Here is a 26,789-nt window from a genome sequence, read left to right as displayed (position 1 = left end):
TCGGCGGCGATCGCCTCGGCGCGCTCGGCCACGACGAGCTCGGGCGGGTCTTCCGGCGTGTAAAACTCGTAGCGCCTCATCGGCCGACCCTCCGTGTCAAGCGGCCGATATCGGCATATTCACAGGTTGCGATACGCTTACCAGCGATGCGTGTGACTGTGTTCATGGTCTCATTTCCGTGGGACCACGGACTCACCGCGCGCGCCATCGTGTTGGACCACCAGGCGCGTGCGGCCGCTGTCCGTTGGTCGTCTGTACTGTCGTTACTACTGTCACTTAGTTTCGACGGGGGTGTTTCCGATTCTTCCGATAACTCGATACCGTGTAGAAACCCGACGGCTCGGGCCTCGAGACGTTCGAATTGGCTATTTCCGAAACTGTTTCCGGAAACGTGGCTGGCGGTCTGTACGTCCGCTCGAGCGGGGAACTTAATTCCCCGCAGGGTGCAGTCTATCATGCGTCCGTAGCGTGGTTACGGAGGCCAGGCGGGCCGGTGCCACAACACCGGGTCCGCGTTCTTTCGAGGACCCGACCGGGCAGCGGCGGGTCCGTCTGGCGTCCGTTACTCGCACGAAAACATTCTACCTACTTATAATTAACCGACCATACGTTATTCTAAGAAATAACGTACGTGCCTTTAGAACGAGCCAATCAGTATTCCTAAAATGGAGGTGCAGGATGTACCAGTATGCGAAGGCCGAGGGTGTCGTGGATGACACAAGCAGACGATAGAGTCCTCGAAACCCTCTCGGATAGCGGTCTAATCCTTTCGCCTCGTATTCTCTCGGCAAATACGGATTATTCACGTCACTACCTAAGTACGCGACTCGGCCATCTCCTAGATGCTGGGCTCGTCGAACGTGTGGACGAAGGGCTCTACAAAATCACCGACCGCGGTCAGGCCTACCTCGAGGGAGATCTCGAGGCTGCGGACTTGGAACGAGACGAGTAATTCAACGGCTATTATCGTACCGTTCCGAGCAAACGTGATGCATCGGCAGAAATGACGATGTCACGTTCCTGTAAACTCACCCCTCCTCCGGCGACGTCGTCGATCAAATCCGCGAGCGCGTTCAGATAGGCCCGGTTTCGATCTTCCCTGACCGTGAGTGTCTGCTTTTTATCGTGTTTGATGGCTCGGTTCTCGAGATACGCGTAGACAAACCTCTCACGAACCGTCTCGGGTGCACCGCCGAGGTACTCGGGCAACTCGAGGTGATGATTCGACTTCGACCCAACAGGCGCACCGAGTGACGAGAGCGTGCGACCGAGGACCGTGCCGTGTTCCGCCGGACGAACTTCGTCGCCGTGGTCCCCGCGATCGTCGATGATTTCGCACTCGATTCCAGCAAGTTCGAAAGCATCGAATACGTGTGAGTCCTCTTTCCGATGGTTGAGTGCGAAACTGGGTTGATAATATTGCTCTGCTATCGATCCACCTGAAAACACGTTCGCAACAAGAACGTTTAGACCGGCAAAGACAGAGTCCTCGTACGAACATTCGAGCCAGCCATAATCACGTGCGGTCTCAATCCCGCGGACTGGATCAGGTTTACCGTCGCCGTCGATCCAGGTGCGCAGTCGGCCCCGCGGAATCTCGAGAGCGCTAGCGGTTGCGGACGACCCGGCGTTGTGCTTCGACGCGTATTTTATCGCTTTGCGATACTGCTTGACGACCTCCCACGAGTTTTCGTGGTACCCGCCGTCGTACGTGGCGGCAAGTGTTTTTTCGTTCAAGACCGCAGGAGGATTGGTCATAGGCGACCTTGAGATCGAATTAGCAAAGGGATGGCGATAATTCGAATGTGATCGGAAACCGACGTACTGAGTCGCTTCAATCGGATGCTGTAAGCCGTCTGGAGAGCCTTGATTATCACATCTGAAACCGATCGTGCAGAGTTGATTTTGTCGAAAAACACACTATCAAGTGATTTTATATACCCTGAAACCACTGGTAACTACCAGCACCAAAATCGACGGCAGAAAGACGCGCCGGGTTGTGGTTGGATCCCCCATCCCCTAGCGCGACGTGTTATCCATACACGTCACACAGCAAAACCCTTCTGACCGTTAGGGTGCTGTATACACATGGATGCAAAACTAATACAACGCAAACTCGTGGGAGAAGAGCAGGAACGAGCAGTGTCACCAGTCATAGGGGTTATACTCATGGTCGCCATAACCGTCATTCTCGCGGCCGTGATTGCTGCCTTCGTCCTCGACCTCGGTGGGAGTGTAGGACAAGAAGCTCAGGCTGGTGTTTCGATCGATGTCGATGAAAGTGCTGAAGAAGTGAGTGTTGAAATCACCTCTCTCGGGAATTCGAATTACGTTGATTTGAGTAGTAGTGAGTGGGGCGATGGTATGGATGGCACCGAGGATAACGTGACGAATATGGATGTCGGAGACACGGTGACGCTTGAGCACGACAAGGCCCCTCAAGATATCAACGAATCGGGTACGGTCTCCGCTGTCGCTGTCATTGAGGAATCAGAAACGCGAACCTCCGTGGCTAGCGAAGACTGGGACTTCTAATAATCCCATCTTATTCCGGTTATTTAACCCATGACCAGCCACTCGCTACAATACCGTAATCGGGCCGTTTCGCCTGTCATCGGCGTCATCCTCGTCGTTGCGATTACCGTAATTCTCGCGGCTGTCGTCGCGGGGCTGGTTCTCGACATCGGCAGTGACATCGACGAAGAAGTACAAGCAGGTGTTTCGATCACCGTCCAACATGATCCACAGTATCTCGACGTCCAAGTGACGACACTGGGGAACGCCGATCACATCAACATCACCGGCGATCCCTACGACAATCTCGACGACAGCAGTCCGAACAACCTGGATGAAGACGATCTCCGAGAACTCGAGACCGGCGACAGTGTCCGAATCGGAAAAGACGATCTTGAGTCCGCCGGAGAAAACGGGACGGTGGTGGCGGTCGGCGTGGCTGGTGAGCAAGAGACGCTGATTACCAGCGAAGACTACAACTTTAGCTAATCTCTCCTTCTTTCTGCCTTTTCGAAACGATACTGACGAGTTTCGCTATCACCACTTACTCACGACCGAGGTCCGATAGCGAAGACCGACAACCGAGGTGTTGAATCGCTGGATCGTTTCTGGATCCAGCTCGCCTCGAGCGTGTCGAGATTTCGCTCGTGTTCGATCAAATTCTCTAACGCCGCATCGATGACGACTGACATCGGCGGGTCGTCGTACTCGTCGGCGGTGACGATCTCACTGGCGCACTCGAGTTTGCGTTCGCGTTTATCTATCAGCTTGTCGAGTAACACGGATATCTCGGTCACACCTTCAACGTTCCAGCCAGCCACAAATATCACGTTGATTGACTCTCGATTTCTATCAGAGCGGTCCAACCGATGATCGAAGACATTCCAGCTGTTTCAGCACTCGAGGAGGGGGAAACGTACCATCGGGTCAAGCTACATGAAAAGTACGGTGGGGCACGATACCGGGGGATCGCACCCTGCAAAGACCATCCGTACGTCTTCATCTTCACCGGCGATTCCGGCGAAGAACACGGCTACCTTGACGAATTCCGCGGCGACACATTCGTTTACACCGGCGAAGGACGGGAAGGGGACATGGAGATGACCCAGGGAAACAAGGCGATCCGCGACCACCGCGAGGACGGCCGGGAGATCCACCTCTTCGAAAGCAACGAGGAAGCCTGGAGCGTCACCTACGTCGGTCAGTTCGAATACGCTGATTGGTTCCCCCAGCGACTCGAGGATACGAACGGCAACTATCGTAAGGCGATCTGCTTCGAGCTTGAACCCGTTGACAACAACGTCGAGATCGAGACCTATGACCTTGGCCAGCTCGATCTCGAGACGTTACACGAACGAGCGGCCGGGACTTCAGCGGCGGAGTCAACTGAAGGCAAAACAACGACTACAACTCGAACAACGCACCCACGCTCGGAGGCAGTCAAAGAGTACGCACTTCGCGTCGCTGACGGAGTGTGCCAAGGTTGTGAAGAACATGCTCCGTTCATCGGGAAAGATGGGGAACCGTTTCTCGAGGTACATCACCTCTATCGTCGCAGTGACGGTGGGCCGGATCACCCAGACAACGTCGTTGCTCTCTGTCCGAACTGTCACCAGAGAGTGCATCACGGACAAGATGGTGATGACTTCAACCAACAACTCATCGAGAGATCGAAAACACCAGAGTTTGAATGAGAGGTGCCAAAGTAAGTGTGTGTCAGAAAATATGAGCTGCTTTCCTCGGAGTGTTGTGTATTAGGAAGGCTGTAAGTCCCAAAATCCCGAAAGCTTGTAGTCCAACTGCTAACAACGGCAATGCTGTGGAGCCCTCATCGTTGACAAGGTAATAGCCTAAGTCAACCGTTAGTAAGAGTGCGGCCACGGAAAACGGAATCAAGGTGCAAAGAAAGAGTAGCGAGGAGTACGGGATATAACGGTAGATCTTGCCAGCCCCTTCCTCTAATTTCTCAGTTCTATATCGGATCGAATCCGGGAGCAGTTTCCCCTCGTTATCATTTTCTACGGATGTCTGTGTGAGCCTCACCGCAGCGAACAGGACTGGAATTAAGATCCCGAGGAACTGCAGCATTTGTAGTGTAAAATCCACCATGAACCGATATACTGAGGGCCACACCTTATTTTGTAAGGATCGCTAACCATCTGCTGTTTCTTTAGCTGGGTGATGGTTTATCCGATAACAGGGGAATCTCGGATAATGAGCGTACACTACAAATGCGTAGTTAGCGCTGTGAATTCTATCAAATTTGAATGATGTGTTCGGCCGTACAAGATACACAGCGCGGGTTCAGCAGAAGACACATGGTTATCTTTGAGAGTGTTAGAACGTGTCGTTGGGGATTTGGTCCCTGTTGTCGCTGAGTAATCGAACCACCGGTTCGATCTCTTCCCAATTCGGTCCCTTTATGATAGTCCCGTGGTCCCTATCCCATACGATGTAGCCCATGTCATCGAGTTTTGGGAGATGCGTGTGAGTGAGTTGTAACTCCTGTACCTCGTCCTCTTGCGCACTATTCTTCGTCACCGCCTCTGGTTGGTCCACTGGATTGTGATCCTGGAGTTCCACAAGTACCTGCCGCCGCGCTCGACCCCCGAGGGCCTCGGTTATGTCATCAAACCCCATGTTTAGTCTCACATGGCAACACGTGTCCCAAATGGTTCCTTTCGCTGCATGGTGGGCCAAGGTAGTCATTTAGTAGCACCCGGTGTAGGAGCCCCCTTACCCGGTTCGAGAGGTTTTATGGTAATCACGATTCCTGGGGCTGTTCGAACTCCTCGGCGAGTTCCTCTTCCATTGCGATGAGCGTGTTTTCGGTGAGCGTCTCGATCGCCCGGCGAAGTCGTTCTGTGACGGCCTGGTCGGAGATCCCGAGGTCATCGGCCAGATCCTGCGTGGACATTCGCCGCGGGATGGAGTAGTATCCGCCCTGAACAGCGCTCATCAACGTTTCACGCTGGGCTTCTGTCACCCCGTACCACATGCCAGTCCCCGGACGGACGGGATTGTAGATGCGTCCGACTTCGAGGGAAATGTGGGCGTTCGAGCAGTATTCCTGAAACTCACTGAGCGCCTCGTGAGTGGGAAACCGGATCTCGAACTCCCATGTATTGACCGTTCCAGTGGCACTCAGGAGTTGTCCCTGGAGATCGACAACTCCCTGTAAGAATACATCGCGACCGACGCTCCAGTCCAGCGAATACAGGCGCTCGTCGTCGTGGCGTGTTACTTCTATGATTCGTTCGACCGACGGGTGATTCTCGACGTTTTGCTCGAACGATTCTCGGACTGCGTCACTCACTGAGAAGAACGGAACGGCTTTCTCGCCCAGCGGGACCATGTTTTCGAGTTCGATCGTCCCGGTTGTTTCCAGTTCGAGTATCCGGCCGAGTTCGAACGAGTCGGCCGGGATCCGAAGATGTGCGATGACTGCCATTCCTTGCTAGGCGTTGGAGTTCGAGACGGGTAAAGATGGGCAGCATGGTCTACCACCTCTGAATAAATAGCATGGTGTACCATGCAAAACGGCAGAGATATGGGTGTGGCGTCCCTTGGTGAGGATGGACCGAACGCCCTGCGCGAAGTGTGACCCAGTTGTGTGGATGTGGTCGTGGGTTTGCTTCCATATCTTCGGGTTGAGGATCGTGGCCCACCCATCATGACACGAGATCAACCCGGTGACGGTTCGATTACCAACGCCGACGACTTCGAGGCCGCCCTCGCCGAGGTGGTTGAGAAGGCCGTCGAGGCTGATGTGGACGTGCGCGGTGCCTGGGAGTTTCGAACGCGAGGGTCAATCCACGAGTGGGAAGTGGAGATAATCGAACTGGCCAGATACGACGATCAAGAAGAGGGATAACCAGTGTGTACAGCTCCAATAGAGTCAGTTGAATCTGTGAGTTTTGCAGTCGTGATGGCTGTCGCACAGCGAAAGGGAACCCCCGTCAAGGAGTTGCGACCGCTGCACGACGTTGTCGATCCGGACGCGCTTGACGCTTTGTGTACCGCCGCGGAAGTTTCGGTCACGTTCTCGTACGACGGCTATATGGTCACCATCAACGGCGATGAATCGATTCATCTCGAAGAACACTCCTGACTCGGTCGCACAGTCGAAGCTCGTTCTGTAGCAAAGCCGTTCTCCCAGCTGGCCCACCACTGATGATGGAATAGCCGCTATATTTAGACCTCGATTCGTAGCAGAATTCATCTACATTGCTGTCAAGGATGTCATATATTATCTCTTCCCTGGCATTTTCAACCTGTTTAACTCTGAAGAAAATGCCGAGCGATATATCCTTTATAGTCAGCAGGCAACTTTTGACAGATACTAATGAATTCGACGATTGCTCCGGTAACTACTTCACCTGTACTGACCGGAAAAGCAGGAGTCCGCTAAAGAGTGAAAGTCGGACGTGATCGGCCCCGATCGGGCCGCCGACCCCCGCCGAAACACTGACTATCCACCGGGTTGCCGTCCGCCTTGCTCGCAACCCGGACATGAATCTCCAACAGCACCAAAACCGCGACGACATGAAGGTCTGGCTCAGCCAGCCCGAAGTAGTACAACTGCTCGAGTCGGCCCAAGACACCCAACAGCGACTGGCGTTCTCACTCGGCGCGCGGTGTGGACTCCGCTCGCACGAGGTACTGGACGTCTCACCCGACGATGTCGTCGATACCGATGCCGGAACGATCCTCCGCGTCTGGCACGGCAAAGGCGACCAGTTCCGCGAGACACCCGTTCCCCGAGATCTCGCGACGACCATCCGAACCGTGGCCGACGTTCGCGACGCCTCCAGGAGCGAACCGTTACTCGAGATCTCGACGACGCGCTCACTTCGGCGCTGGCTCACTGCGGCCGCTGACGAGCTGGCCGAGACGACCGACGATGACGGCTGGCGGTATCTCGGTTTCCACGATCTCCGGCGCACCTGGGCGACCGCGCTCGCCGCGGCCGACGTCGACCCGCTCCTGGTGATCGACTGGGGCGGCTGGAACGATCTCGAGACCTTTCTCGAGCACTACCGTGGTACGTACTCGCCGGAGGCCCAACAGCGAGAACGCCAAAAAGTCGCCTGGTTGTAACGCCGATCAGTTATCGCCGCCGTCAGCAACGGGCTTTTCGGCACGGTAGTCATCGGCTTTCCCACCGAAGTCCTCCGCGAGATCCTGACGAACCTCTTCGCGAAGCTCTTCGATGCTCTCCTCGAGGTCATCGATCTCGTCGTCGGTCATCGGTCGGGTCTGATCTCGTGCCATTCTTCGAATCTCCGTATGAAGCCTACGAGGTTGTTCGCTAAATGATCTTCGGCGCGATCCAGTGCGTATTTTGCGGGCATCGGCGGAGCGACGTACTCGGTCCGGTACTTTTCTCCGTCGCGGTAGATATCGATGTGAACGCCTTCCTCGCTGACATCGTGACCGAACTCGCTTTTCACGTCGTGATCGTATCGGACGACAGTCGTCCACTCGTCGATCTCGTATTCTAACTGCACGACGAACCGACTGATCACGTCCCCGTCTCGGTTGTATCCCAACCGCTTCCGAGCACGGTGTGTGAGGGATGTCTCGTACTCTCGGTCGTACTCTCGCGGTCCGTCCGGCATTTCAGATCAGATACTCTTGATCCAAAGACCATAAGATGTAATGATTATGCCTCGATTTCCTCGACGCGCTCGAGGGTCCATTCGCCGTCGTCGACGTGGCGGATATGAAAGTAGTACTCACCGTCGACTCGCCCGTCCTGGTCGAGCAGGCCTTCGACCTGAAGGTCCCCTTTCGGGAGAGTGATACCGGCGGAGTCCGGATCCAACTGTCGGAGTTTATTGAGTGCCATGACCCAGGGGGCAACCCACCATGTAATAAAGTTGGTGAACCTCTGTTTCCCTGACGCTTTAGCGGGGTTGGATTGAGGGGTGCTCGTTGCACAATGGCAACGAGTAGATCACTCGCGTTCGGCAGTGGTACCGGCAGTAACGAAATCGATCCGATCGACATCATCGCGTTGATGGTCCTCCCCATCTCGGCCTCGATGATCTTTCAGGTCTTCAGCTTCCAGATCAACGTTTTCGGGGAGTACGACTTCACCGAACCCATCTGGACGGTCGGCGGTGCGGATATCTCACTGGCGCTTCTCATCACCGTGGCGGCGGTCGCCTGGGTGTTAATCACGAATATCGTCAACGCCGAAACGGATCACGGTCCGTACGAACTGGGGGCGATCGTCGTTGCGATCTTGCTTCCGGTTGCGTACGTGTTCGTCCCGGCTGTCGAGTCAGCCGTGATGTGGAACGATCTCATGCAGTTGGCGGCGCTGCTCTACGTCAGCGCGGCGACCGTCGTCGTCTCCTACCTCGGGTGATTCCGATGAGTAACAGAACACTTCGTGGATTGATGATTGCGTGGCCGTTCGCACTCCTGCTCCTGACCCTGGTGTTCATCGCGGCGGGTGGAGGTCTCTGATGGCCCAACGCCCACAGCCCACGGAGATGGACGACTGCTCGAGGCGTCAGTTTCTCGGCCGAACGGCGACGGCTGGCGGCGCAGTCGCGGCGATCGGGGCGGGCGGACACAAGATAGCTCCGCAGCACAGCCCGATCGGTCGCGCACAGGCATTAGCCCCTGTCGCTCCGATCGGCGCGGGTGCGGCCGCTGGTGCACTCGGGTACCTCATCACCGAGGGCGTCGACCGGATTCTCGGGGACGACCGGGATTACAGCGGCTATACTGGTTCTGAAGCACTCCACCAGAATATCATGACTGGTGCAGCCGAAATGAACAGCGCAGACGAGCGTGTAATGACCTCGATCGAGAATAATATCACTCACTCTCGAGCCGTCGGCCTCGCAAAAGGGAAGGCTGCGATCATCGAGGAGATGAATGCAGAGGAAAACGAGGATGCGGCTACTGATGCCATGTATGACGCTATTGATGATTATTACGCGACCATCGAAGAAAACATCATCAATCACTACACGGCTCAATACGATCAGCTTTTGCATATGGCTGAGATGGTCCAAACTCACGGTAGTATCTCTCTATCGACGGTCTTCGAGGGATACATCGACAGCAACTACCACGACGCAAATACCGACGGCGGCGGCAGTGCGGGAGTTCATAAATTCCTCACTCGCGAGGATAACGACGACGTAGTGGACTACGAACTCGCAAACGGAGAGACGATCGAAGTTAAAATTTCGATCGGAGAACTCGCTCTCGACACATTCGAGTCCGTCGCTCCACACACGAGTCTCGTCCCGAATGGACTAACTCGGTTCAGAATCCGTCCGGTAGATGACGAGGACCCCGTTGGTTTCTTCGACTGTCAAAGATATCATGACGCCCTAGAAAGCGCAAGCGCAGAGAGGGATACAGTTGTGTCGGACCTTACCGGGTTCGTCTCCGACGTGTACAACTTCTACTCGCCGGGAGATATCCCGACAGAGGACTTAGTTGATCCGATCACAGCTTCAACGGAACTTCGGCAGGACTACGATAACCGCGCTGGGCAGGGCGCTCACGCGGCGATGCTGGGCATTCCGACGAACGCAGACTTCTCGGCCTTACTGCACATCTATAGTGACGATTTGCCGGACGGTGCAGATGAGGACTATTGGGATGTCTGGGCGGATATCTTCACGAATCACGTCCCGACCGATGAAGAAGGCGATGAGGTAGGGTTTGAAGTCGGTGAGACGTATGATCCGTCGGAGTGGGACGCTCCCCTGTTCATCGCATACGAGTACATCGATTCAGTCACAGGCGACGAGAGAGCCGACTTCACACAGATAGAGTCTGAGTTCTCGATCGAGTTAGTCGAAGACGCAGACGGGAATGAAGTCGAGAACTTCCAGACGGAAAGCAGGAACAGCCAAACGAGCGATATCGAATCGCTCGAGGACGAACTCGAGGCGCTCCGGGAGGAACAGATCCGACTTCAGGAGGAGGCACAGGACCAGAACGGTGGCGGCGGTGGCGGTATCGGGGACTGGTTCGGCGGCGGTTCTCAGGGTGGCGTACTCGTCGGCGGACTGATCGTCCTCGCCGCGATCGTCGGAATCGGCCAAGTAACTGGCTAACTCATGAAACCGATTTTTCTGATACCCGTGCTGGTAGTGCTGGCTTCGGTCAGCGCGATGGGCATGGGCGTTGTGGGCGCACAGGAGAACACGATCGACGGGTTGGAGAACGAGACGATCGAGAACGACTCGGCGGTGGCGCTCGAGAACCAGGCGCTGATCGAGTTCACCGAAGACACCCGAATCGTTGGCTGGGAGTTCCGAGACGGACGTGTAACGGTCGCCCTCGAGACGGACCGACGGACCGGCGTCGTCGTCACTGACGCGCTCGCAGGGATCGGAGCAGACGGGGCCGTGCAGGTTCCAGAGACACGCCAGTTCCTCGAGCGAGACGACACGACGACAGTTACGATGGACGTCACCGAGTTCCGCGGCGGTCACTCGGTCGGTGTCTCAGTCGATGGAGCAACGGTCAGACTCTCGAGCGAGATGGATCCAGACGAGAACCCATTCGAGTACTTCGGTGGCGAACAAGGGCTGTTCTTCGGTATGTTCATGTCCGTCGTGATGTCCGGCGGTGCAGCCGGGTTCGTCCTCTGGCGCGAGGAAACGGGGGTGATGAAAGCATGAAATTCGGAAACTGGTTTGACCGACTCACATACGTCGTCGCAGAGGCGCAGATACTCGTCGCCGGAGTCGTGTTCTCGATCGGCGCGGCGCTGGTAATCTTCCGGCCGACCCTCCCGGCCGTTCCGCCAGTCGCGGTCGGAATGCTGGCCGCAACACTCCTGTTCGGTCCGGCGCTGTTCGGGTTCTTCGTGTGGCTGGTTCAGAAGCTCAGGACCCGGAATATGATCGAAGTACACCACGTCAATGCCGTTCAGGACGTTCTCGAGAAATACTACGTTGAGCCGGAAATCTGGCGGGAAAAAGCGATCACCGGCCCGAATCCGTATCCGGTGAACGGCGGCGGTGCCTGGGCGGTCCAGGAGTTCGAATGGCTCGAGGACATCGAGGAACTCCGCGTAAAGGGAATCTGGCTCGAGGAAACGACGGACACGAAGCTACTCACGTCGAAATCACACATGCAGGCGATCTACGGGAAGTTAACGGAGTCGCACATCACGCTGAACATCCTTCGAGATAGCGTCTCGGAGTTCGGCGCGGACATTCAGCGAGCGTTGATCAACTCGATGGCCGAGGCTCGAGAGCGAGGCAAGCTGATGGACAAATCGGCCGTGAAAGACGTCTTCGAATCCTTCGAGGACGACGCGGCGGGAACCACCGACGACGATCTCCCCACGCTCGAGCCGGACGATCTCCCCGGCGAAGACCTGGGCGATCTCGCGGACGACGCCCTCGAGGACACCCCGACGCCGGACGTGGGCATGGGCAGTGGGCCGCACCGAGCGGCGACTGACGGAGGCTCCGAATGACTGACGACAACGACGTCTACACGCCAGCGCAGTATCGAGAGCATCAGGACGGCTACGGCGTTCGTGACGCACACGAACACCGACACACGGGAATCGTTCGCGACGAGCTGGTTTCTCGATTCCTGTCGATTCAAGCGGAGAACTACGATCCCCTCGAGGCGGACGAGCCAGGGCGAATGCCCGGCGAAGCGGATACGCTCGAGGAAAGCCGCGAGATACTCGCGATCGGTGGAACCGAGACGGCACGGTCGGCACTCGAGAACGGCGACATGCCGACGCTCAAGCACCTCACCGGTGACCAGCAAGAGCGGGCCGATATCTCCGGACTGAAGGCGATTCAGCAGGTCGACGAGATCATCGAGGATCCGGCCCCGGTCATCGTCATCATCGGGGATATGGGAACCGGAAAGACGGATCTGGCGTGTCTACTCGCTCAGCGGGCCAAACACCTACTCGGAATCGAAAAGGTTGCGAGTAACGTCCCGACGCTCCGAGAAACGAATCAGTGGGTCGACGAAGACGGCGAAACGAGGGACGGGTTCGTTCCGAACTGGCGATCGATGGAGCAGTGGGTCCAACAGGACGGCGATCCGCTCGAGGACGATCAACGCGGAAAGCTGTTCATCGGAGACGAGTTCTCGAGCGGCGGCGACGGCACCGGAAAGAGCGGCTACCTCATGCGGAAGAAAATGGGACCGCTGGTGTTCAAAATCCGCAAGTACGACGGGATGTTGATCTACGTCGCACACGACGAGAGTTCCATTCATCCGCTTCTCTGGCGCGTCGGATACGTCATCAAGAAGGAATCGAAGAAACGGGCGACGGTCGCGGACAAGATCAAGTCCGGCGAAGTGCGGGATGTGCAGTTCGAAATCGACGGGATTCCGGCGACAGACTGGCGCTACAACACGAAAGACCCGGCTGTGTGGTCGTGGACAGGAGCGGAAGACGACGACGATCCGGAGCCGGGTGAAATCGCCTACGACGTGGCCGTCTGGACCGTCAAAGCGTGCAAGGAAGACGGTCTTTCACACCGTGAGACGGCTAAATTCGTTCCGTTCGGGAAATCGTGGGTCGGTGATCGATGGCCGGAAATTCAGGACGGAGAACATCGATCGGCTCTGGACAGAGTGGAGGCCGTAACTACATGACGGCTGTACGATGTCCGACTGTCCACGTCCGAGTACCCCGTACCATCTCTATGGGCGCGGCCGCTCGGCCCGGTAGGGCCGACGGCCCATCCGTCCGTTTCTCGTCGAGAGATGGCGAGGATTTGATATATAAGACGGGCGCGAGGCGCGTACGCGAGCGGAGGGAAGTATGAGAGAGACAATCGAGACAGTGGTAACAGAGGCGAGGAGAATCTACGAACCGCGAGTCGCACCCGTGATCGGAGTGTCCCTCGGTGGAGCCGCACTCTCCGGATATCTCGGGAACGTGGGCGTGTTCTTGCTCTGTGGGTTCGCTGTGTCGTTTCTCGTCTGGAAGATGTGGGAGTCGGAGAAGCGATGGCGAAACCTCGAGAGGGAAGAAAATGCCGTCACACAAGGCGAATAAGCACGGGACGGCGTGCGAGTACCACCTGGCCGAAAAGTACCGCGTCGATCTCGTCGGTGAGGATGGGAAGCGTCTAGATACGAGCTGGTACGACGGACTCAAGAACGGAACGCCGTGGGAGTTCAAAGCCACGGCGCACAAGCACGCTGACGGGAATCCAGGCAATTTCAAGGTCTACAAGCGGTATCACGGAAAGCTCAGACGAGAAGGCGGCTGGTATGCGTTCGCAGTCTATCGACGGAGAGGAACCGGAACGCAGGTTCTCAAGACGGAGGCAGTGGCGGCCTCGAGCCTCCCTACGTTACGCTGGCACGGTGGCGGCGATCACCGTGGGACCGAGCAGGCAAAGATATCGATCTCCGACGTCTTCTAATCCCCTCTAAGCAGATTCGGCAACTCCTCTTATCGAGGTACTGGCTTTTCACAGAACTACAGGAGACCTGTTCTACCCCAGGGTACCAGCCGATTCGACTTACCTCGAGCGCGGCGCGCGCTCTGCGCGCCGCAAGATTACCCAGCCCCCTTAGGGGCATGATCGTGAACACGAGCCGCTCTTCGTAGGTTATTGCGGTCACTCACTGGGGATATCAGTATAATAGAATGGTGTGGCCCCGGAGTGATCGGCCTGATCACCGACCGTCTCGAGGGCGATAGCCGAAATATGAACATGGGTAAGTCACGCTCGTGTTCATAGCCGGGAAACCGATCGTCGAAGCCGTTAGCTCCTGGGGGGTGCTAGAGAGTTGCTCCGAGAAAGTGAATCCATACTACGAGAACTCTGGAGCATCGCTTTTTGCGCATTCAATTGAGTATCGCACTAATTGGGGGGAAACATCCATCCGGTTATAAAATCGGCCTCGGTGTTTTGGCTCAAACCCACGGATTGCATAAGCGATTATGGCCTTACTCTGTGGCCGAAGTTCCTGAGAGTATAACATTTCGATCTGTTCCCAATCAGAATAGTCACCGTGCTCTCCTAAGATTGCAATTGCATAGTCTCTCGATTCAATTAGGGAACTTTCTCTAGATAGGACGGTCCGAGCAGCATGGACCACTTTAGGACCGATGTGATCTATTTCATAGAACCATCGAAGTAGAGCAAATTCATGATAGGAGTACCGGATTTCGTTCCTAATTATGGCATCAGCCAATCTACGGACAATCCCTTCCTTAACTGGAAGCTTTTTGAAATATCTATTTAATATTTGCCGAACATCTGCATACCCCTCTAAAATGTATTCAATGCAATATTTTACACCGATATACGATCCAACATCACCTAAATTCCTTATGACGTATCTGAAAAGGTGAGTATCTAACTCAGAGAAAGGCACTCCATCAATATATTTAGAATAACCTCTTTCCCAAACCTCCACTTCGGTTTCTTCATTGGCTTCTACTTCTTCGTCCGGCTCTGCTTCTTCGTTTTCCTCAGAAGAAGAATATGTGACGAATTCAGGAGGAAATCCTGAACGAAGGTAATCTGCTTCTGACATACCTTCTTTGTCTGCACTACTAATCCTTTCCCGAAGCTCAGCGAACTTTGATTCTGGCTCATTATATGCCTCAATGGCATCTTCTGCTGTCCGAATCCTTGTCTTACCTGTTTTCATATTCAAACCACGAGATCGGAACAACCGTTCTAAGAGATTTTGTGCCTGAATTGCAGAATCATGTGATCCACAAAATACAGTAAAATCGTCATTATACCTTACATGTGTGAAACCGGAATTACTGAGTCGACGGTCAATGCCGTCCAAATAGATCTCTGCAAGGATGTCCGATGCACCATAGCCTTGTGGAATCCCTCTTTTTCGCGGTTCTGCCCAGGGTTGAAGAATATCCCAGAGACAGTGAGCTATCTCCGTTCTCTCTGTGAATTGGCGAAATATAGATATTAGCCGTTCTATGTCTATGTTCTCATAATATCCAGACACGTCTGTTTCGAGGACATAACTGCTGTTTTCAGCATGTGTTATTTTCTGTTGCTGGAGGTCTCTCCAGTGGCCTTTTTCAAACTTTTGCCACCGGTTACTTTTTGACTTGTCATCTAACAAAATATGAGAATACCTGCACCTGTTCCCTGACCACTGCATTTCATCTTTTATTTTGCTGTATACCTCTAATATATAGGAAGAATATACGACTATGTCTTTAGGATGTAAAACTGATGCAGGACGTAAGTGATAATTGTTCTTCGGAACGTTAACTATCCTTACAGATTTTGGTTCATACTCTCCGTTATTTAACGCATTTCTCAACTCCTCAATCCATTCATCTGTATTTCTGTCAAGGATATCAATTACGTAGGGAGAATCTGTAAAAGAATTCATATGGTCATTTAGGTCTTTCTTAGTCTTTCGCCAAGCAAGTTCAAGATCAAGGTCGTCGACAAAATCCATCAGTAGTAGTTATCTATATTATGTCCTCTTGAAACTTCGTGTATATACCGCCAATATGGACGTTCATTTATCGTATAGGTCTGGAAGATCTATATGTTATTCTAATACTGCTACTTCCGATATAGTGTCCAAAGAGAGAATATAAGCAGATATTCTCACTTAGAGAAATCTTATAACACTGTATTAGTGCTGCTATCTATTCGAGTTGACGAATTGCATCACTTACTGTGAGCCCCTGTTGACCCGCAATCTCAGTTGCCAGGTCCAAAGCCCATTCTTCTTTCAGCGTTCCTCTATGCTCTTGGGCGAGCAGTGACAGTGCATAGACGATCAACAGGTCGTCTTGTGGATGTCGCATGTCACTCACGCTTGGCTGCGGCTTGACTGATAAACCCTCGTAGGTATATCCGATAATCCCGGTTACCGAGGTCGCACTTTATTTTAGTAGCGAGATAGCGGCGTTGTGCTACCCTGTATCTGCCGGCTCAATTTTTCGAGCACGACGCGTGTTCTACGCGCTGCAAGGTTACCCTGCCCCCTTAGGGGCATCAAGCAGCTATCCATAGTATTCCGAAAAAATGTCTACTGCTTCAAGAGCGACTCCAAAGACCATTATCACAATAATGAGGCAAACAACCACTAAAACACCCCAGGCTGCTAATTTGAGAAATTGAACTAAAGATCTCATGATCACAAGAATGAGATTGTTGGATAAAAAATATGGTGTGCAATCACGCTTCAGGAGTAACCCCAGTTTCGTGTGCTTCAACTCGAGAATGCTGTGCGGAGACGGCGAGAGGGCGTTGTAATTTTTTGGCGCTGTCCCCTTGGGGACACCCGCCAAGGGGGCGTTCGCGCGAAGCGCGAAACGACCCCGAAGGCGTCCCGGCGCGATCGCGTCGACGACCGGGGCCTCGAGGCCGGGACTACAACTGAACTTGAACAGTCACGACTGTAGAACAATCTGAGTTGTCGAAAACAGGAGTCTGAACAGCGTTGCCACTATCGTGGCTGGTTCAGCGATCCGCGACCGTCCCGACGTATCCGACCTCGGTGCCACCGTCTGGTGTCTGCCAGGAGAGCTGTGATCGTCGCAGGAGCGACGGATCGTTCCCTGACTTGCGCCACTTCTCTATGGCCTCGGCGGCGATCGTCTGGACGTTCTCGAAACGGCTGGCTTTCAGCTCGGAGAGAATCGTCTCGATACGCACCCGTTTCGGCTCTCCGTTCTCGTCGTATGCGATCTCGGCCCCGTTCTCGACGAGCCACTGTTGGAAGGGCGATGACTCTGCGATGTGATCGGCCAGTCCCATCACGTGTTGAATCCGGTCCGCGAAGCCTTCGATGGCGTACTCGGCGGATTCGACGAGTTTTCGCAGTTCCTCGTGATATTTCCGGACTCGGAACGAGACGTGTCCCTGATCGAGAGTGAGAATTTCGTCGAGTTCCTCGATCGCGCGGTAGATCGTCGCGGGATGTTTCCCCAGCTCGTCAGCGAGATCGTCGACGGTCGTCCCGCCGTCGGTCGCGGTCTTTTCGGTGACCGCACCAGCCGTCTCACCCATGTCTCGAAGCGTCGTCATCAACAGGTGATCCGTCTTCGCCTCGAGGCGGGGCGTCGGATCTTCGTACAGCTCCACTTGCTTCTCTCGAGCGACGGCGTCGAAGTGATCGTCGGGGATATAGACGCCGTTCCCGTCGGGCGAGAGCGGGATATCTTCCCAGTGGAGCGCGTTCAACAGCATTTCGTCGATCTGCTCGGTGACCTCGTCACGATCGGCCCACGCCCATGCCTCGCCGTCGTTTATTTTCTTGTTCACCAGCACCTCGACTTTCGGGTGGTACGACGGGTGATCCTTCGAAACCGCATCCGGATCTTTCAGCTGGTAGATCTCGAATTTGCGGCCGTAGGTGTGACCGGGAAGCAGTTCACCGGCCGACGCCGGATCGAGAACGAGGCGATTCTGGTGGTTGATCACTTCCTTGTTGTTGATGTGGAGGTCGGCTTTGATTCCCTCCAGGTCGGAAAGGTAGAGCGCGATCTTCTGGAGCACTCCCGCCGACGAGAGCGTTTCAGCCCATTCGCGCCGGATTCGGACGTAGCGCTCGTACGCCCACATTCGACTGGCTGAGTGTGGCGTCGTTCGAAAGTACTCCGAGTAAATTCGTTCGTTCGCTTCCTCGAAGATCGACGTGAAGAACTCCGGCAGTAGCTCGAGGCCGCGTTCGGCTTCGATGTTACTGGTGTGGAACTCGACGTCGACGCCGTCGACGTCACCGACCTGGTTTTCCCAGGGAAGTTGGATCGGCTCGCCGGTTTCCCAGTGACGCATATTCGGGAATCGTGGCGAAATGTTGTACGAGGCTTTCTTCTCTCCCGGCCCACGGCCCACGATGTCCCACTCGTAGAGGCGTTCAGCATTGATCCCGTCGGACAGTCGGGGAGCGAACCCGGACTTGCTGTACGAAACCTTCACGAGCCAGGGCTCGCCGTCGACGTCGACGGTCATCTCGAGGTAGCCTTCGAAGGGCGGGCCGAGCATGACCGACGAGAGCGCGTCGTACGGCCCGCGGCCCCAGTCGGGCCACTTCCAGCGGCCCTCGATCTCGTGGGGCGTCGTCGCGATCTGTGACACCGTTAGTCACCTCGCTCCGACTCGAGCAAGCCGGAGAGTACAGCGACGGGATTCCACCACGTCGCACTCCCGCACGGGTGACAGACGTGCTTGAACGACGTGAGGTCCGTCGCCTTGAGCGTCGCTGGATCGACGGCGGGGCTCTGGTCCATCTCCGCGAGCGACGCTCGTTTGACGCGCGTCCGCCCACAGCCCACGCAAATCGCATCGACGGGAACGCCACGCTGTCCCGCTGATGGACTCTCGAGTTCAGCATGGAGATCGCGATCGCCACGATCGACGTCGGAACTCACGGACGACCACCCGTCGCGGTCGACGGATCGACGTTCGTCGGATCGATGACGTGCGACCAGGCGAGTTTCGCCACCTCGTTTTCTGAGCGCGAACCGCCGACGTCGTACCACCGATCGGAGAGCAGTTCGTCGACGATCGTCGCCGGCACGACCGCGCGAGCGACCTGTGGCAATCCCGGTCGGGGAACGTAGACGACGAAGAGATACATCCCCGCCGCCTCGAGCAACTGCTGGTGAGCGTTTCGCTTGACGTAGAAGCGGCCGCGAGTCGATCTGGCTCCGTTGCTCGTCTCGATCTGACATCCTTTGATTTCGACCGGAACGTCCGCCTCGACGACGACGATCCCGTAGAACAGGAGACTCAGTTCCGGCTCGAGAAGTGTGGTCGTTCGGGCATCGTGCCACGTTGCGGTCCGATCACCGACGTACTCCAGGGCGTCGATCGTCTGGACCAGCTCGGCCTCGAGCGCGTCACCGCTCGCTTTTGGACTCTCGAGTTCCGACGTGCGAGAACTCACAGCGGACCACCTCGAGCGCGGCGGACTTCGCGAGCACACTCTGGGCAAAGGCGGCGCGTTGCTGGAACGAACGCCTCACACCGCTCACACTCGTCGGATTCGACAAGGCGGCTCATCGCGAACCCCCTCCGTTTCCGCTCGAGTTCTCAGATTTTGCGAACGAGCGATCAGTAGCCGCGTCTACTGACTGCCAGCACTGCCAGCAGCAAAGGCCGTCGTCCGTGCGTCTCGGCTCTGATGCTATGATTTTGCCCCGGCAGTAGGCGCACTTTCCGCGGTCAGTATCGCTTGACGACGTACCGCCATCCGTTGCGACGCGGCGTCCGTCAGACGACAAGCCGATGTCTTCAGGACCGTGTTCGGCGGCAAGATGACACGAAAACCGTTCGTAGTCCTCCCCCATGACTGCATCGCAGTGTGGGATCGGACAGGCAACCATTTTGAGCCATTCTCCTCTGTGACCCCCACTTTCGACGGTGACGAGACAACGATCAGTCCCGTCACTCGACATTGCGCTCACCTCCCAGCTGTCGTGACCGAACGATCACGTCCGCCCATGCTACGTTCCCCGAGCCGTTTCTCAGATCTTCGTCCGTTACCTCAAGAGTCGATTCACACTCTGGACACACCCATCCGGAAACCGTGTAGGACCTGGGCTCGTCGCCAGCGGTGAGCGAATTCCTCGAGCCGAGATAGTACACCTCTCGACTCGACTCACAGACAGGACATGGAAGAATGCTTTTTTGGGTAGCGTACACCTCATGCCCGGCGACTTCGATTTTGTTTTCCTCGATGTCAGTCAGCCTGATCGCGCCCATTCCGTGTTCGATCTCGCACGCAACGACGGTCGCGGTAAAAGTCTCTCCGTCGTTCTCGACTTCTACGGACGCATGACGCCAAATATCCGTGAAGTCGAATCCTTCGTTAACAGCCCTGGTTACGTCAGTCGAGAGAATTCGGTCACCGTCGAACTCGTCAACCTGTTCGACCGGGATCTGGTCGCCGTTGATTCGGTAAGTTTCGCTCGAGGATTCCCCGCTCATGCGACTTCACCTCGATTCTCGAGGGCACGGCGAACGTCGGCGTCGGTCGCCTGGTGAGCAGGATGGACGACGGACGTTCCGCTCGAGACGTCGTACAGTTCGCTCGCAGGGACGAACAGCGACTCACGCATCTGGCTCACCTCCGTGGCGACCGAGTGACGTCTCTGGATCCGGGATCGGTACCTCGAGTCCGGCGGCAGAGCCCCGGCTCAGTCGGGCGTAGCTGTCGCACTCGCCGCAACGGTGGGCGCGATCGCGATCGTCACCGAAGACGCGCGCAAACTGGTTGGTAATATGGGCTCCACAGTGTCGACAGGCGGATGTCTCGGCCGACGTCAGAGGCGTGAAACTCACGCAGACCACCTCGACGAACATCCGACAACAAAAACCGCCAGACTGCGAAGGGGGGTGTTCAACTGTTGAACGGGATCCGGATTCTCAGAGTGAAACCGGACCTGAAGATCGGCCGAATTTCGTCCAGTGAGCCACTCATGGCTAAATATGCTCGAGGGGCACTGAGACGATAATTTTCGTACGGGCACGATGGGATTTGAACCCACGACCGTCGGATTAGAAGTCCGACGCTCTTTCCAGACTGAGCTACGTGCCCTCGAGTACGAATCGAAGATCAACTGGCATAAGCAGTGTGGATTCGCACTCGAGACCCGTCGTGGATCCTCGAGTGGTCGAACCTCTTATCGAAGCGCAAGGCGTCGTCGAAACAGATAATAGCCGGCAACGAGGGGCTGCAACGGCGGTATCGACAGGCTGAGAAACGCGAGTCCCAGATACAGGCCGGGGTTGGGTTGCCAGGAGTTCCCCTCGAGACAGACGTAGGCGGAGTCCTGGTAGATCGCGATCGGAAATGCGCCGAAGGCAATCGCTCCGGCGAAGCCGATAGCCGTGGGAAGCAATCCCGGAACGGCGAAGACGACCGCGATCAATGCCATCGAGAACCCGATTATCGTCGCCGCGAACGACGCGGCGATTACCAGCCACCAGCCCGACCACCCGGCGCGAGTGCCAAAACGGTTGTGACGCCGGGAGAGGTAGAACACACCCGCGACCGGTGCCCACAACAGCGCGAACAGGGCGTTCAACCACGGTCGAGGCTTCCAGTGGCCGCTTGCACCTGCTCTGTGGCGGACGCGCCGGGCGTCAGCGTAGAGGGCGATCGCGAGAGCCAGCGTCAGGACGGTGTAGCCGAAGGTTCCGACGAGCAACAGTCCTCGCTCGAGGCCCGGGACGCCGGGGTCGGCCTCCCGGAGGACGCCGACGAGACCGACGCCGATCACCGGCGGAAAGAGATAGAGAAGCCGTTCGATGAGGCGCACCCAGTCAACTTCGTCTGTGGGTGTCAACACTCGAGTCATCGTCTCGTCGAAGCGGATAGAATACCGAGAGTGAAGACCTCCGCGCCGATCGTCGGTGCGAGGGGTGCCGTCGGAGTCGGCGTGGTAGATCGCGTGACGGACAGTGTGATAGCGGACGTGTCACTCGAGAGGACGCGCCTCACAGCACGTCTTTGTACGCCTCGAGCGTTTCCTCGACGTCGTCGTCGGTGTGACCGTAGCTGACGAACTGACACTCGAACTGGTTTTGCGAGAGGAAGATTCCCTGATCTTTCATCTCGCCCCAGAAGATGCGCCGCCAGCGTTCGGTCTCGGCGTCTTTTACGTCGGCCGCGTTCTTCGGACAGTAGTCGTAGCGCGGACAGGTCGGATGTTGCCGACAGCCGGCGTCGCATTGCTCCTCGAGCGATTCCTTTCCGGGGCCGTCTCGCGTGAAGATCACTTTGAACATGCTGTCGGTCCCCGTGACGGTGTAGCTCGGTGCCTGATCGGCAACGATATCCGACAGTCCTCGGCGGAGGCGGTCGCCCAGTCCGTTGACGTGGTCGTAGACGTCGTTCGCGGCGGCGAACTGGAGGGTCTCGAGGCCGGCGGCCATCGTTACTGGATGGCCGGAGAAGGTGCCGGCCTGGAAGACGTCACCCGTCGGTGCGAAGTGTTCGACGATGTCGGCGCGACCACCGATCGCGCCGACGGGGAAGCCGCCGCCGATGATCTTGCCGAACGTGGTGAGATCGGGTGTGACGCCGAACTCGCTCTGTGCACAGCCGAGGCCACCGACGCGGAACCCGGTGATCACTTCGTCGAAGATCAACAGCGAGCCGTGCTCGTCCGTGATCTGGCGAAGGAACTCGTGGTACCCCTCTTCGGGGTGGACGATCCCGTAGTTGCCGAGGATCGGTTCAGTGAGGACGGCGGCGATATCGTCGCCGTGGGCGTCGAAGACGTCGCGGATCGCGTCTTCGTCGTTGAACGGAACCGGAACGGTGTGTTCTGCGAACGACTGTGGGATTCCGGCAGATGACGGCGACGGATTCTCGGCATCGCCGCCGACCAGCGTCGACTCCTGGGCCCCGTGGTAGCCACCGTGCATGACGACGATCTTGTTCCGGCCGGTGTAGCCACGGGCGAGTCGAACGGCCGAGACCGTCGCCTCGGTTCCCGAATTGACGAATCGGATCTTCTCGACGCTCGGAACGTGCCGGACGACGAACTCCGCGAGATCCACTTCGATCTCCGTTGGGGTACCGTACATCGGTCCCTCGCTTGCGTTTCGCTGAATTCCGGCGCGGACGGATTCGGGCAGATCGTGACCCAGCAACAGCGGTCCGAGACCCATCACCCAGTCGATGTACCGGTTCCCGTCCGCGTCGACGACGTGTCCGCCGGCACCTCTCCGGACGAAAAACGGATAGGGTTCGATCGCCGCACGAACCGCGGAGTTGACGCCGCCCGGCATCACCGAGAGCGCTCGATCGTACAGGGTACGCGAATTGTCGTGGTTCATACGATCCCCGTTCGCGTTGGGACGGCAAAGTAGTACCGAGGTCGATCGATGATCCTCGAGGAATCGTTGTGGTATTCAGCGATGAGATCGGCCGCGGGGACCGGGATCGACTCGCTGACGGCGAGCTCTCTATCGACGAATGTCGTGAAACCGCGCGCGACGAAAATCGGATCGAACCTCAGCTTCGGATCGAACGTCAGCTATCGGGTCGGGAGAGCGCGACGACTGCCGCCGAAACCCCTCCGAGGGTCGTTAGACCGCGTCCTGACCGGTTTTACCCGTTCTGACCTGGTGGGCGCTCTCGACCGGCAGGACGAAGATCTTGCCGTCGCCCGGTTCGCCGGTGTTCGCAGCGTCCGCGATCGCGTCGACGACGTCACCAGCGGGGATGTCAGCGACGACGCACTCGATTTTAACCTTCTGGTGAAGGTCGACCGTGTACTCCTCGCCGCGCCATTGACCCTTCTTTGCGGGCTGTGAGCCGCGTCCGGAGACGTTGGTGACGGTCAGCGACGGTGCGCCGACCTCGGCCAGCGACTTCTTGACTGCACCGAGACGGTCCGGGCGAACGACTGCCGTAACCATCTTCAGTTCGCCGTCGTTCGGTTCACCGCCGTCAGTGCGGATGATCTTGTCGTCGGTCGCGTGGCCGCCGTCCGTTGCGACGTCCGGCTGACCGAACTCGGGGTAGGTATCGACGCCGTGTTCGGACAGATCGAGACCGTCACGCTCGTGGTCGGTCGTGACTCGAGCTTGTCCGATCGCTTTGAACGCACCCCAGACGGCTGCGGTCGCGAGCACCGTCCAAACGGTGATGACCGCGACGCCGATGATCTGTGGCGCGAACGCGCTCGCTTCGATCGAGAGAATGCCCCCGGCGATCACGCCGCCGCCGATCGCAGATCCCTCGAGCGACCAGAGCGGGTAGATGATCAGCCCGAGCATCCCCGCGGTCCCGTGGACCGGGAAGACGGCGCAGACGTCGTCGATCTTGAGCTTTTCGTCGACGAGCTTGAAGACGATCGGCAGCTGTGCGCCTGCGAGGAAGCCGATCGCGATCGCACCCATCGGCGTGATGAGGTCCGTCGGTCCGGTGACGCCGACGAGGCCGGCGAGCATGCCGTTTGCGACGTACAGCGTATCGACTTTGCCGTTCATCGCGATCGAAACGACTGACGCACCGAGTGCGCCAAGTCCCATTCCGAGTGCGGTGACCATCGCGATGCTCCCGACGTAATCGAAGTCAGCCAGTTCGAACGTCTCCGGGTTGATGACCGTCGCGGCCGTCCCCACGTTGAAGCCAAACCAGCCGAAACAGAGGATCAACGTTCCGAGCACCGCGAACGTCATCGAGTGGCCGGGAATGATGTTGACGCTTCCGTCGCTGTTGTACTTGTCCATGCGTGCACCGAGAACCCAGGCTGCGGTCAGCCCGGCGACACCGCCGACGCCGTGGACGACCATTCCGCCCGCGAAGTCAGCGAAGCCCAGACTCTCGAGGATCGGCGTTCCACCGGGAGCGTACCAGACCATTGCCGCGACGACCGGGTAGATGACTCCCGCGAGCAAGAACGTGTACGTGACGTACGCACGGAGCTTCGCGCGACCGGCGACCGCACCGGAAACGATCGTCGCGGCCGTCATCGCGAACACCGCACTGAAGAGCCACATCGCCCAGTCGAACGATCCTTCACCGAACATCGTCAGCGGACTGGCGTCGCCGCCGCCCAGTGCCGAACCGACGTTGTTCGAAATCCCCATCCCGATGACGAAGAACACGAAGATTCCGACCGCCCAGGTCAGCATGTTCTTCGTCAGCTGATTCGCGACGTTCTTCGAACGGACCTGGCCGGCCTCGAGCATCGCGAATCCCGCGTGCATGAAGAAGATGAGGAACGTGACCGTCAGCGCCCACATCAGATTCATTCCGGTGGCGAGTTGCTCGAGGTCGGCGGTCTCGACCTGCAGGAAAATCGGATCCATCAGCTCGATCCCTCCGTGAGAGTTTTCGTATCGGTACAATTTGGTAGACGTTTGTCCACGAACAAGCTTCTTTCAGCCATGGTTGTCTTCTGAATCACGTCTGGTGCTGATGAACTAGCTCCATATAAGGGTTAGCGTTAATATACGTCCAGTAATCACCCATATTAGGGAATGGCGTCCAGATTCAAAGGTGATATAAGGCATATTATGGTATTCAATCTCGAGTCTCTTTCGAGTGGCGGTTATATATTGTGGATTCGTAAACCACGACGATCCTGGATGAGGAGTTCTACTCGGTTACAAAGCACGACTTGTGGGCCACAGTGGCTCGCTCGTCTCCACGCGCGGCAGATATTGCCCCTCCAGTAGTCAGTCGGCCAATACAATGGACGTTCGTCCGAATACGTGCGAAATTCGATCGCATCCGAACACGGTTCGGCCGTCAAAGCTGCGCTATCAGCGACTAGAGCGATCGACCGACGTCTTCCGCGAAGTACGTCAGGATCAGGTCTGCACCGGCGCGTTTGATCGACACCAGCGACTCGAGTGCGACCTCCTCGAGGTCGAGCCAGCCCTTGTCGGCGGCAGCACACAGCATGGCGTACTCGCCGGAGACGTTGTAGGCGGCGACGGGATGGTCGAACTCCCGGCTGACGTCCCGGACAACGTCGAGGTAGGGAAGCGCGGGTTTGACCATCAGGACGTCAGCACCCTGGTCGACGTCCAGTTCGACCTCCCGCATCGCCTCGCGTGCGTTCGCCGGATCCATCTGGTAGTGTCGACGACCACCGAATTCGGGCGCACCGTCGGCTGCGTCCCTGAACGGCCCGTAGAAAGCGCTCTGGTACTTCGCCGCGTAGCTCATGATCGGAACGTGTTCGAAGCCGGCCCGGTCGAGGCCGCGTCTGATCGCCGCGACCATCCCGTCCATCATCCCGCTGGGTGCGATCATATCCGATCCCGCCTCGGCGTGTGAGACGGCGATCTTCTCGAGGGACTCGAGCGTCGCATCGTTGTCGACGGTCAGGGTGGATTCCCGAGAGCCGTGATCCGCAGTCCCACCTCCTTTCTCGTCCGCGAGGCCCGGCTCGAGCGGCCCGCAGTGGCCGTGTTCGGTGTACTCACAGAGACAGACGTCGGTGATGACGTACGCGTCGGTTTCGGCCGTTATCCGCCGAACTGCGTCCTGAATAACGCCGTCGTCTGCCCAGGCACGGCTCCCCGCCGAGTCCTTCGAAGAGGGGATCCCGAACAGCATGACGGCCTCGACACCCGTCTCGAGGACGCCCTCGACGCGGTCGACGCTCTCGTCGATCGGGACGCGCTCGTGGCCGGGCATCGACTCGATCTGGATCCGCTCGTCAGTCGTCGCATCGACGAACACCGGCGCGATGAGATCCGTGGGCTCGAGGGTCGTTTCGCTGACCAGATCGCGAACCCGGTCCTGTCGGAGCCGCCGGGGTCGGTTGGTGAGGTTCATACCGGCGGTAGTCACGGAACACCCAAAAGCGGTGC

The 26,789-nt window shown here is 57.1% G+C and carries 32 protein-coding genes, 1 tRNA gene and 1 pseudogene; 14 read left to right on the top strand and 20 right to left on the bottom strand.

Annotated features, from left to right (window positions below; genetic code table 11):
* Positions 1 to 712: 712 nt before the first annotated feature.
* Positions 713 to 952: a MarR family transcriptional regulator gene (locus EA462_RS15275; RefSeq protein ID WP_124179447.1), complete on the top strand. Its 240-nt coding sequence runs from the start codon at positions 713 to 715 to the stop codon at positions 950 to 952.
* An 11-nt stretch (positions 953 to 963) separates the two neighbouring features.
* On the opposite strand, the gene EA462_RS15270 is transcribed toward EA462_RS15275, so the two are convergent.
* Positions 964 to 1,758 carry a hypothetical protein gene (locus EA462_RS15270; protein WP_124179446.1) on the bottom strand — a complete coding sequence of 265 codons (795 nt, stop codon included), beginning with the start codon at positions 1,756 to 1,758 and terminating at the stop codon, positions 964 to 966.
* Between the two features lie 330 nt (positions 1,759 to 2,088).
* On the opposite strand from EA462_RS15270, the gene EA462_RS15265 reads away from it, so the two are divergent.
* Complete coding sequence (locus EA462_RS15265) at positions 2,089 to 2,535, top strand: type IV pilin (protein ID WP_124179445.1); 447 nt, start codon at positions 2,089 to 2,091, stop codon at positions 2,533 to 2,535.
* Between the two features lie 30 nt (positions 2,536 to 2,565).
* On the top strand, positions 2,566 to 3,003 hold the full coding sequence (locus tag EA462_RS15260) for a type IV pilin (protein WP_124179444.1): 438 nt from the start codon (positions 2,566 to 2,568) through the stop codon (positions 3,001 to 3,003).
* Positions 3,004 to 3,051: 48 nt separating this feature from the next.
* Here EA462_RS15260 and EA462_RS17405 read toward each other — a convergent pair.
* Positions 3,052 to 3,302: pseudogene (locus EA462_RS17405) on the bottom strand (DUF7386 family protein).
* 81 nt (positions 3,303 to 3,383) lie between these two features.
* On the opposite strand from EA462_RS17405, the gene EA462_RS15255 reads away from it, so the two are divergent.
* Complete coding sequence (locus EA462_RS15255; RefSeq protein WP_124179443.1) at positions 3,384 to 4,208, top strand: HNH endonuclease; 825 nt, start codon at positions 3,384 to 3,386, stop codon at positions 4,206 to 4,208.
* Between the two features lie 22 nt (positions 4,209 to 4,230).
* Here the strand turns inward: EA462_RS15255 and EA462_RS15250 are convergent, their stop codons facing one another.
* The 3 genes from EA462_RS15250 to EA462_RS15240 all read right to left on the bottom strand — a co-directional run bounded on the left by EA462_RS15250 (position 4,231) and on the right by EA462_RS15240 (position 5,965).
* On the bottom strand, positions 4,231 to 4,623 hold the full coding sequence (locus EA462_RS15250; RefSeq protein WP_124179442.1) for a hypothetical protein: 393 nt from the start codon (positions 4,621 to 4,623) through the stop codon (positions 4,231 to 4,233).
* Between the two features lie 228 nt (positions 4,624 to 4,851).
* Positions 4,852 to 5,154 (bottom strand): DUF7344 domain-containing protein, encoded by a 303-nt coding sequence (locus EA462_RS15245; RefSeq protein WP_124179441.1) that lies wholly within the window; start codon positions 5,152 to 5,154, stop codon positions 4,852 to 4,854.
* Positions 5,155 to 5,278: 124 nt separating this feature from the next.
* Positions 5,279 to 5,965: a helix-turn-helix domain-containing protein gene (locus EA462_RS15240; protein ID WP_124179440.1), complete on the bottom strand. Its 687-nt coding sequence runs from the start codon at positions 5,963 to 5,965 to the stop codon at positions 5,279 to 5,281.
* Positions 5,966 to 6,187: 222 nt separating this feature from the next.
* Here EA462_RS15240 and EA462_RS15235 point away from each other — a divergent pair, with 222 nt between their 5' ends.
* The 3 genes from EA462_RS15235 (at position 6,188) to EA462_RS15225 (ending at position 7,614) form a co-directional block, all read left to right on the top strand.
* Positions 6,188 to 6,388 carry a hypothetical protein gene (locus EA462_RS15235; RefSeq protein WP_124179439.1) on the top strand — a complete coding sequence of 67 codons (201 nt, stop codon included), beginning with the start codon at positions 6,188 to 6,190 and terminating at the stop codon, positions 6,386 to 6,388.
* Between the two features lie 36 nt (positions 6,389 to 6,424).
* A complete protein-coding gene (locus EA462_RS15230; RefSeq protein ID WP_243641438.1) occupies positions 6,425 to 6,625 on the top strand; it encodes a HalOD1 output domain-containing protein in 201 nt (66 codons plus the stop codon).
* 401 nt (positions 6,626 to 7,026) lie between these two features.
* Positions 7,027 to 7,614 carry a tyrosine-type recombinase/integrase gene (locus EA462_RS15225; protein WP_124179437.1) on the top strand — a complete coding sequence of 196 codons (588 nt, stop codon included), beginning with the start codon at positions 7,027 to 7,029 and terminating at the stop codon, positions 7,612 to 7,614.
* Between the two features lie 6 nt (positions 7,615 to 7,620).
* Here the strand turns inward: EA462_RS15225 and EA462_RS17400 are convergent, their stop codons facing one another.
* From EA462_RS17400 to EA462_RS15215, 3 genes are read right to left on the bottom strand one after another with little or no spacing between them, the layout of a single operon-like run.
* On the bottom strand, positions 7,621 to 7,764 hold the full coding sequence (locus tag EA462_RS17400; protein ID WP_165872102.1) for a hypothetical protein: 144 nt from the start codon (positions 7,762 to 7,764) through the stop codon (positions 7,621 to 7,623).
* On the bottom strand, positions 7,761 to 8,135 hold the full coding sequence (locus tag EA462_RS15220; RefSeq protein WP_207891681.1) for a DUF7718 family protein: 375 nt from the start codon (positions 8,133 to 8,135) through the stop codon (positions 7,761 to 7,763). The genes EA462_RS17400 and EA462_RS15220 overlap by 4 nt, the downstream gene beginning before the upstream one ends.
* A gap of 44 nt (positions 8,136 to 8,179) precedes the next feature.
* Positions 8,180 to 8,365, bottom strand: a complete 186-nt coding sequence (locus EA462_RS15215; RefSeq protein WP_124179436.1) for a hypothetical protein — start codon at positions 8,363 to 8,365, stop codon at positions 8,180 to 8,182.
* A gap of 93 nt (positions 8,366 to 8,458) precedes the next feature.
* Between EA462_RS15215 and EA462_RS15210 the strand changes: the two genes are divergently transcribed.
* From EA462_RS15210 to EA462_RS15180, 7 genes are all read left to right on the top strand, one after another.
* On the top strand, positions 8,459 to 8,890 hold the full coding sequence (locus EA462_RS15210) for a hypothetical protein (RefSeq protein WP_124179435.1): 432 nt from the start codon (positions 8,459 to 8,461) through the stop codon (positions 8,888 to 8,890).
* Between the two features lie 100 nt (positions 8,891 to 8,990).
* Positions 8,991 to 10,607: a twin-arginine translocation signal domain-containing protein gene (locus EA462_RS15205; protein ID WP_124179434.1), complete on the top strand. Its 1,617-nt coding sequence runs from the start codon at positions 8,991 to 8,993 to the stop codon at positions 10,605 to 10,607.
* A 3-nt stretch (positions 10,608 to 10,610) separates the two neighbouring features.
* Entirely contained in the window at positions 10,611 to 11,177 is a 567-nt protein-coding gene (locus EA462_RS15200) for a hypothetical protein (protein ID WP_243641437.1), read from the top strand.
* Positions 11,174 to 11,983, top strand: coding sequence for a hypothetical protein (locus EA462_RS15195; protein WP_124179433.1), 810 nt, complete (start codon positions 11,174 to 11,176; stop codon positions 11,981 to 11,983). The genes EA462_RS15200 and EA462_RS15195 overlap by 4 nt, the downstream gene beginning before the upstream one ends.
* Positions 11,980 to 13,134 (top strand): hypothetical protein, encoded by a 1,155-nt coding sequence (locus EA462_RS15190; RefSeq protein WP_124179432.1) that lies wholly within the window; start codon positions 11,980 to 11,982, stop codon positions 13,132 to 13,134. Before EA462_RS15195 ends, EA462_RS15190 begins: the two co-directional genes overlap by 4 nt.
* A gap of 169 nt (positions 13,135 to 13,303) precedes the next feature.
* On the top strand, positions 13,304 to 13,540 hold the full coding sequence (locus tag EA462_RS15185) for a hypothetical protein (RefSeq protein WP_124179431.1): 237 nt from the start codon (positions 13,304 to 13,306) through the stop codon (positions 13,538 to 13,540).
* Positions 13,518 to 13,913 carry a hypothetical protein gene (locus EA462_RS15180; protein WP_124179430.1) on the top strand — a complete coding sequence of 132 codons (396 nt, stop codon included), beginning with the start codon at positions 13,518 to 13,520 and terminating at the stop codon, positions 13,911 to 13,913. The genes EA462_RS15185 and EA462_RS15180 overlap by 23 nt, the downstream gene beginning before the upstream one ends.
* A 394-nt stretch (positions 13,914 to 14,307) precedes the next feature.
* Here the strand turns inward: EA462_RS15180 and EA462_RS15175 are convergent, their stop codons facing one another.
* The 12 genes from EA462_RS15175 to hemB all read right to left on the bottom strand — a co-directional run bounded on the left by EA462_RS15175 (position 14,308) and on the right by hemB (position 26,754).
* Entirely contained in the window at positions 14,308 to 15,942 is a 1,635-nt protein-coding gene (locus EA462_RS15175; protein ID WP_124179429.1) for an RNA-directed DNA polymerase, read from the bottom strand.
* A gap of 1,016 nt (positions 15,943 to 16,958) precedes the next feature.
* Positions 16,959 to 18,578, bottom strand: coding sequence for a DUF7845 domain-containing protein (locus EA462_RS15170; RefSeq protein WP_124179428.1), 1,620 nt, complete (start codon positions 18,576 to 18,578; stop codon positions 16,959 to 16,961).
* 2 nt (positions 18,579 to 18,580) lie between these two features.
* Positions 18,581 to 18,871 carry a hypothetical protein gene (locus EA462_RS15165; RefSeq protein ID WP_124179427.1) on the bottom strand — a complete coding sequence of 97 codons (291 nt, stop codon included), beginning with the start codon at positions 18,869 to 18,871 and terminating at the stop codon, positions 18,581 to 18,583.
* Entirely contained in the window at positions 18,868 to 19,389 is a 522-nt protein-coding gene (locus EA462_RS15160) for a hypothetical protein (RefSeq protein WP_124179426.1), read from the bottom strand. Before EA462_RS15160 ends, EA462_RS15165 begins: the two co-directional genes overlap by 4 nt.
* Positions 19,390 to 19,889: 500 nt before the next feature.
* A complete protein-coding gene (locus tag EA462_RS15155; protein WP_124179425.1) occupies positions 19,890 to 20,432 on the bottom strand; it encodes a hypothetical protein in 543 nt (180 codons plus the stop codon).
* On the bottom strand, positions 20,429 to 20,563 hold the full coding sequence (locus tag EA462_RS17775; RefSeq protein WP_279387018.1) for a hypothetical protein: 135 nt from the start codon (positions 20,561 to 20,563) through the stop codon (positions 20,429 to 20,431). Before EA462_RS17775 ends, EA462_RS15155 begins: the two co-directional genes overlap by 4 nt.
* Complete coding sequence (locus EA462_RS15150; protein WP_124179424.1) at positions 20,556 to 20,807, bottom strand: DUF7563 family protein; 252 nt, start codon at positions 20,805 to 20,807, stop codon at positions 20,556 to 20,558. The genes EA462_RS17775 and EA462_RS15150 overlap by 8 nt, the downstream gene beginning before the upstream one ends.
* Before the next feature lie 160 nt (positions 20,808 to 20,967).
* Positions 20,968 to 21,042 (bottom strand) — tRNA-Arg (locus EA462_RS15145).
* 85 nt (positions 21,043 to 21,127) lie between these two features.
* Positions 21,128 to 21,805: a hypothetical protein gene (locus EA462_RS15140; protein ID WP_207891680.1), complete on the bottom strand. Its 678-nt coding sequence runs from the start codon at positions 21,803 to 21,805 to the stop codon at positions 21,128 to 21,130.
* A gap of 139 nt (positions 21,806 to 21,944) precedes the next feature.
* Positions 21,945 to 23,291, bottom strand: a complete 1,347-nt coding sequence (gene hemL / locus EA462_RS15135; RefSeq protein WP_124179423.1) for a glutamate-1-semialdehyde 2,1-aminomutase — start codon at positions 23,289 to 23,291, stop codon at positions 21,945 to 21,947.
* A 252-nt stretch (positions 23,292 to 23,543) separates the two neighbouring features.
* On the bottom strand, positions 23,544 to 25,274 hold the full coding sequence (locus EA462_RS15130; protein WP_394341824.1) for an ammonium transporter: 1,731 nt from the start codon (positions 25,272 to 25,274) through the stop codon (positions 23,544 to 23,546).
* Between the two features lie 463 nt (positions 25,275 to 25,737).
* Positions 25,738 to 26,754 carry a porphobilinogen synthase gene (hemB, locus tag EA462_RS15125; protein ID WP_124179422.1) on the bottom strand — a complete coding sequence of 339 codons (1,017 nt, stop codon included), beginning with the start codon at positions 26,752 to 26,754 and terminating at the stop codon, positions 25,738 to 25,740.
* Between the last annotated feature and the right edge of the window lie 35 nt (positions 26,755 to 26,789).

This window comes from Natrarchaeobius halalkaliphilus (assembly GCF_003841485.1).
Classification (GTDB): Archaea; Halobacteriota; Halobacteria; order Halobacteriales; family Natrialbaceae; genus Natrarchaeobius; species Natrarchaeobius halalkaliphilus.
The sequence above is the reverse complement of the archived record's forward strand: the minus strand, read 5'-3'. Positions and strand labels throughout refer to the sequence as shown.

Excerpts from the sequence above, each read along its gene's own strand:
- EA462_RS15275 (WP_124179447.1), top strand. The coding sequence starts at position 713 with ATGACACAAGCAGACGATAGAGTCCTCGAAACCCTCTCGGATAGCGGT.
- EA462_RS15270 (WP_124179446.1), bottom strand. The coding sequence starts at position 1,758 with ATGACCAATCCTCCTGCGGTCTTGAACGAAAAAACACTTGCCGCCACG.
- EA462_RS15265 (WP_124179445.1), top strand. The coding sequence starts at position 2,089 with ATGGATGCAAAACTAATACAACGCAAACTCGTGGGAGAAGAGCAGGAA.
- EA462_RS15260 (WP_124179444.1), top strand. The coding sequence starts at position 2,566 with ATGACCAGCCACTCGCTACAATACCGTAATCGGGCCGTTTCGCCTGTC.
- EA462_RS15255 (WP_124179443.1), top strand. The coding sequence starts at position 3,384 with ATGATCGAAGACATTCCAGCTGTTTCAGCACTCGAGGAGGGGGAAACG.
- EA462_RS15250 (WP_124179442.1), bottom strand. The coding sequence starts at position 4,623 with ATGGTGGATTTTACACTACAAATGCTGCAGTTCCTCGGGATCTTAATT.
- EA462_RS15245 (WP_124179441.1), bottom strand. The coding sequence starts at position 5,154 with ATGGGGTTTGATGACATAACCGAGGCCCTCGGGGGTCGAGCGCGGCGG.
- EA462_RS15240 (WP_124179440.1), bottom strand. The coding sequence starts at position 5,965 with ATGGCAGTCATCGCACATCTTCGGATCCCGGCCGACTCGTTCGAACTC.
- EA462_RS15235 (WP_124179439.1), top strand. The coding sequence starts at position 6,188 with ATGACACGAGATCAACCCGGTGACGGTTCGATTACCAACGCCGACGAC.
- EA462_RS15225 (WP_124179437.1), top strand. The coding sequence starts at position 7,027 with ATGAATCTCCAACAGCACCAAAACCGCGACGACATGAAGGTCTGGCTC.
- EA462_RS17400 (WP_165872102.1), bottom strand. The coding sequence starts at position 7,764 with ATGACCGACGACGAGATCGATGACCTCGAGGAGAGCATCGAAGAGCTT.
- EA462_RS15220 (WP_207891681.1), bottom strand. The coding sequence starts at position 8,135 with ATGCCGGACGGACCGCGAGAGTACGACCGAGAGTACGAGACATCCCTC.
- EA462_RS15215 (WP_124179436.1), bottom strand. The coding sequence starts at position 8,365 with ATGGCACTCAATAAACTCCGACAGTTGGATCCGGACTCCGCCGGTATC.
- EA462_RS15210 (WP_124179435.1), top strand. The coding sequence starts at position 8,459 with ATGGCAACGAGTAGATCACTCGCGTTCGGCAGTGGTACCGGCAGTAAC.
- EA462_RS15205 (WP_124179434.1), top strand. The coding sequence starts at position 8,991 with ATGGCCCAACGCCCACAGCCCACGGAGATGGACGACTGCTCGAGGCGT.
- EA462_RS15200 (WP_243641437.1), top strand. The coding sequence starts at position 10,611 with ATGAAACCGATTTTTCTGATACCCGTGCTGGTAGTGCTGGCTTCGGTC.
- EA462_RS15195 (WP_124179433.1), top strand. The coding sequence starts at position 11,174 with ATGAAATTCGGAAACTGGTTTGACCGACTCACATACGTCGTCGCAGAG.
- EA462_RS15190 (WP_124179432.1), top strand. The coding sequence starts at position 11,980 with ATGACTGACGACAACGACGTCTACACGCCAGCGCAGTATCGAGAGCAT.
- EA462_RS15185 (WP_124179431.1), top strand. The coding sequence starts at position 13,304 with ATGAGAGAGACAATCGAGACAGTGGTAACAGAGGCGAGGAGAATCTAC.
- EA462_RS15180 (WP_124179430.1), top strand. The coding sequence starts at position 13,518 with ATGCCGTCACACAAGGCGAATAAGCACGGGACGGCGTGCGAGTACCAC.
- EA462_RS15175 (WP_124179429.1), bottom strand. The coding sequence starts at position 15,942 with ATGGATTTTGTCGACGACCTTGATCTTGAACTTGCTTGGCGAAAGACT.
- EA462_RS15155 (WP_124179425.1), bottom strand. The coding sequence starts at position 20,432 with ATGAGCGGGGAATCCTCGAGCGAAACTTACCGAATCAACGGCGACCAG.
- EA462_RS17775 (WP_279387018.1), bottom strand. The coding sequence starts at position 20,563 with ATGCGTGAGTCGCTGTTCGTCCCTGCGAGCGAACTGTACGACGTCTCG.
- EA462_RS15150 (WP_124179424.1), bottom strand. The coding sequence starts at position 20,807 with ATGTTCGTCGAGGTGGTCTGCGTGAGTTTCACGCCTCTGACGTCGGCC.
- EA462_RS15140 (WP_207891680.1), bottom strand. The coding sequence starts at position 21,805 with ATGACTCGAGTGTTGACACCCACAGACGAAGTTGACTGGGTGCGCCTC.
- hemL (WP_124179423.1), bottom strand. The coding sequence starts at position 23,291 with ATGAACCACGACAATTCGCGTACCCTGTACGATCGAGCGCTCTCGGTG.
- EA462_RS15130 (WP_394341824.1), bottom strand. The coding sequence starts at position 25,274 with ATGGATCCGATTTTCCTGCAGGTCGAGACCGCCGACCTCGAGCAACTC.
- hemB (WP_124179422.1), bottom strand. The coding sequence starts at position 26,754 with ATGAACCTCACCAACCGACCCCGGCGGCTCCGACAGGACCGGGTTCGC.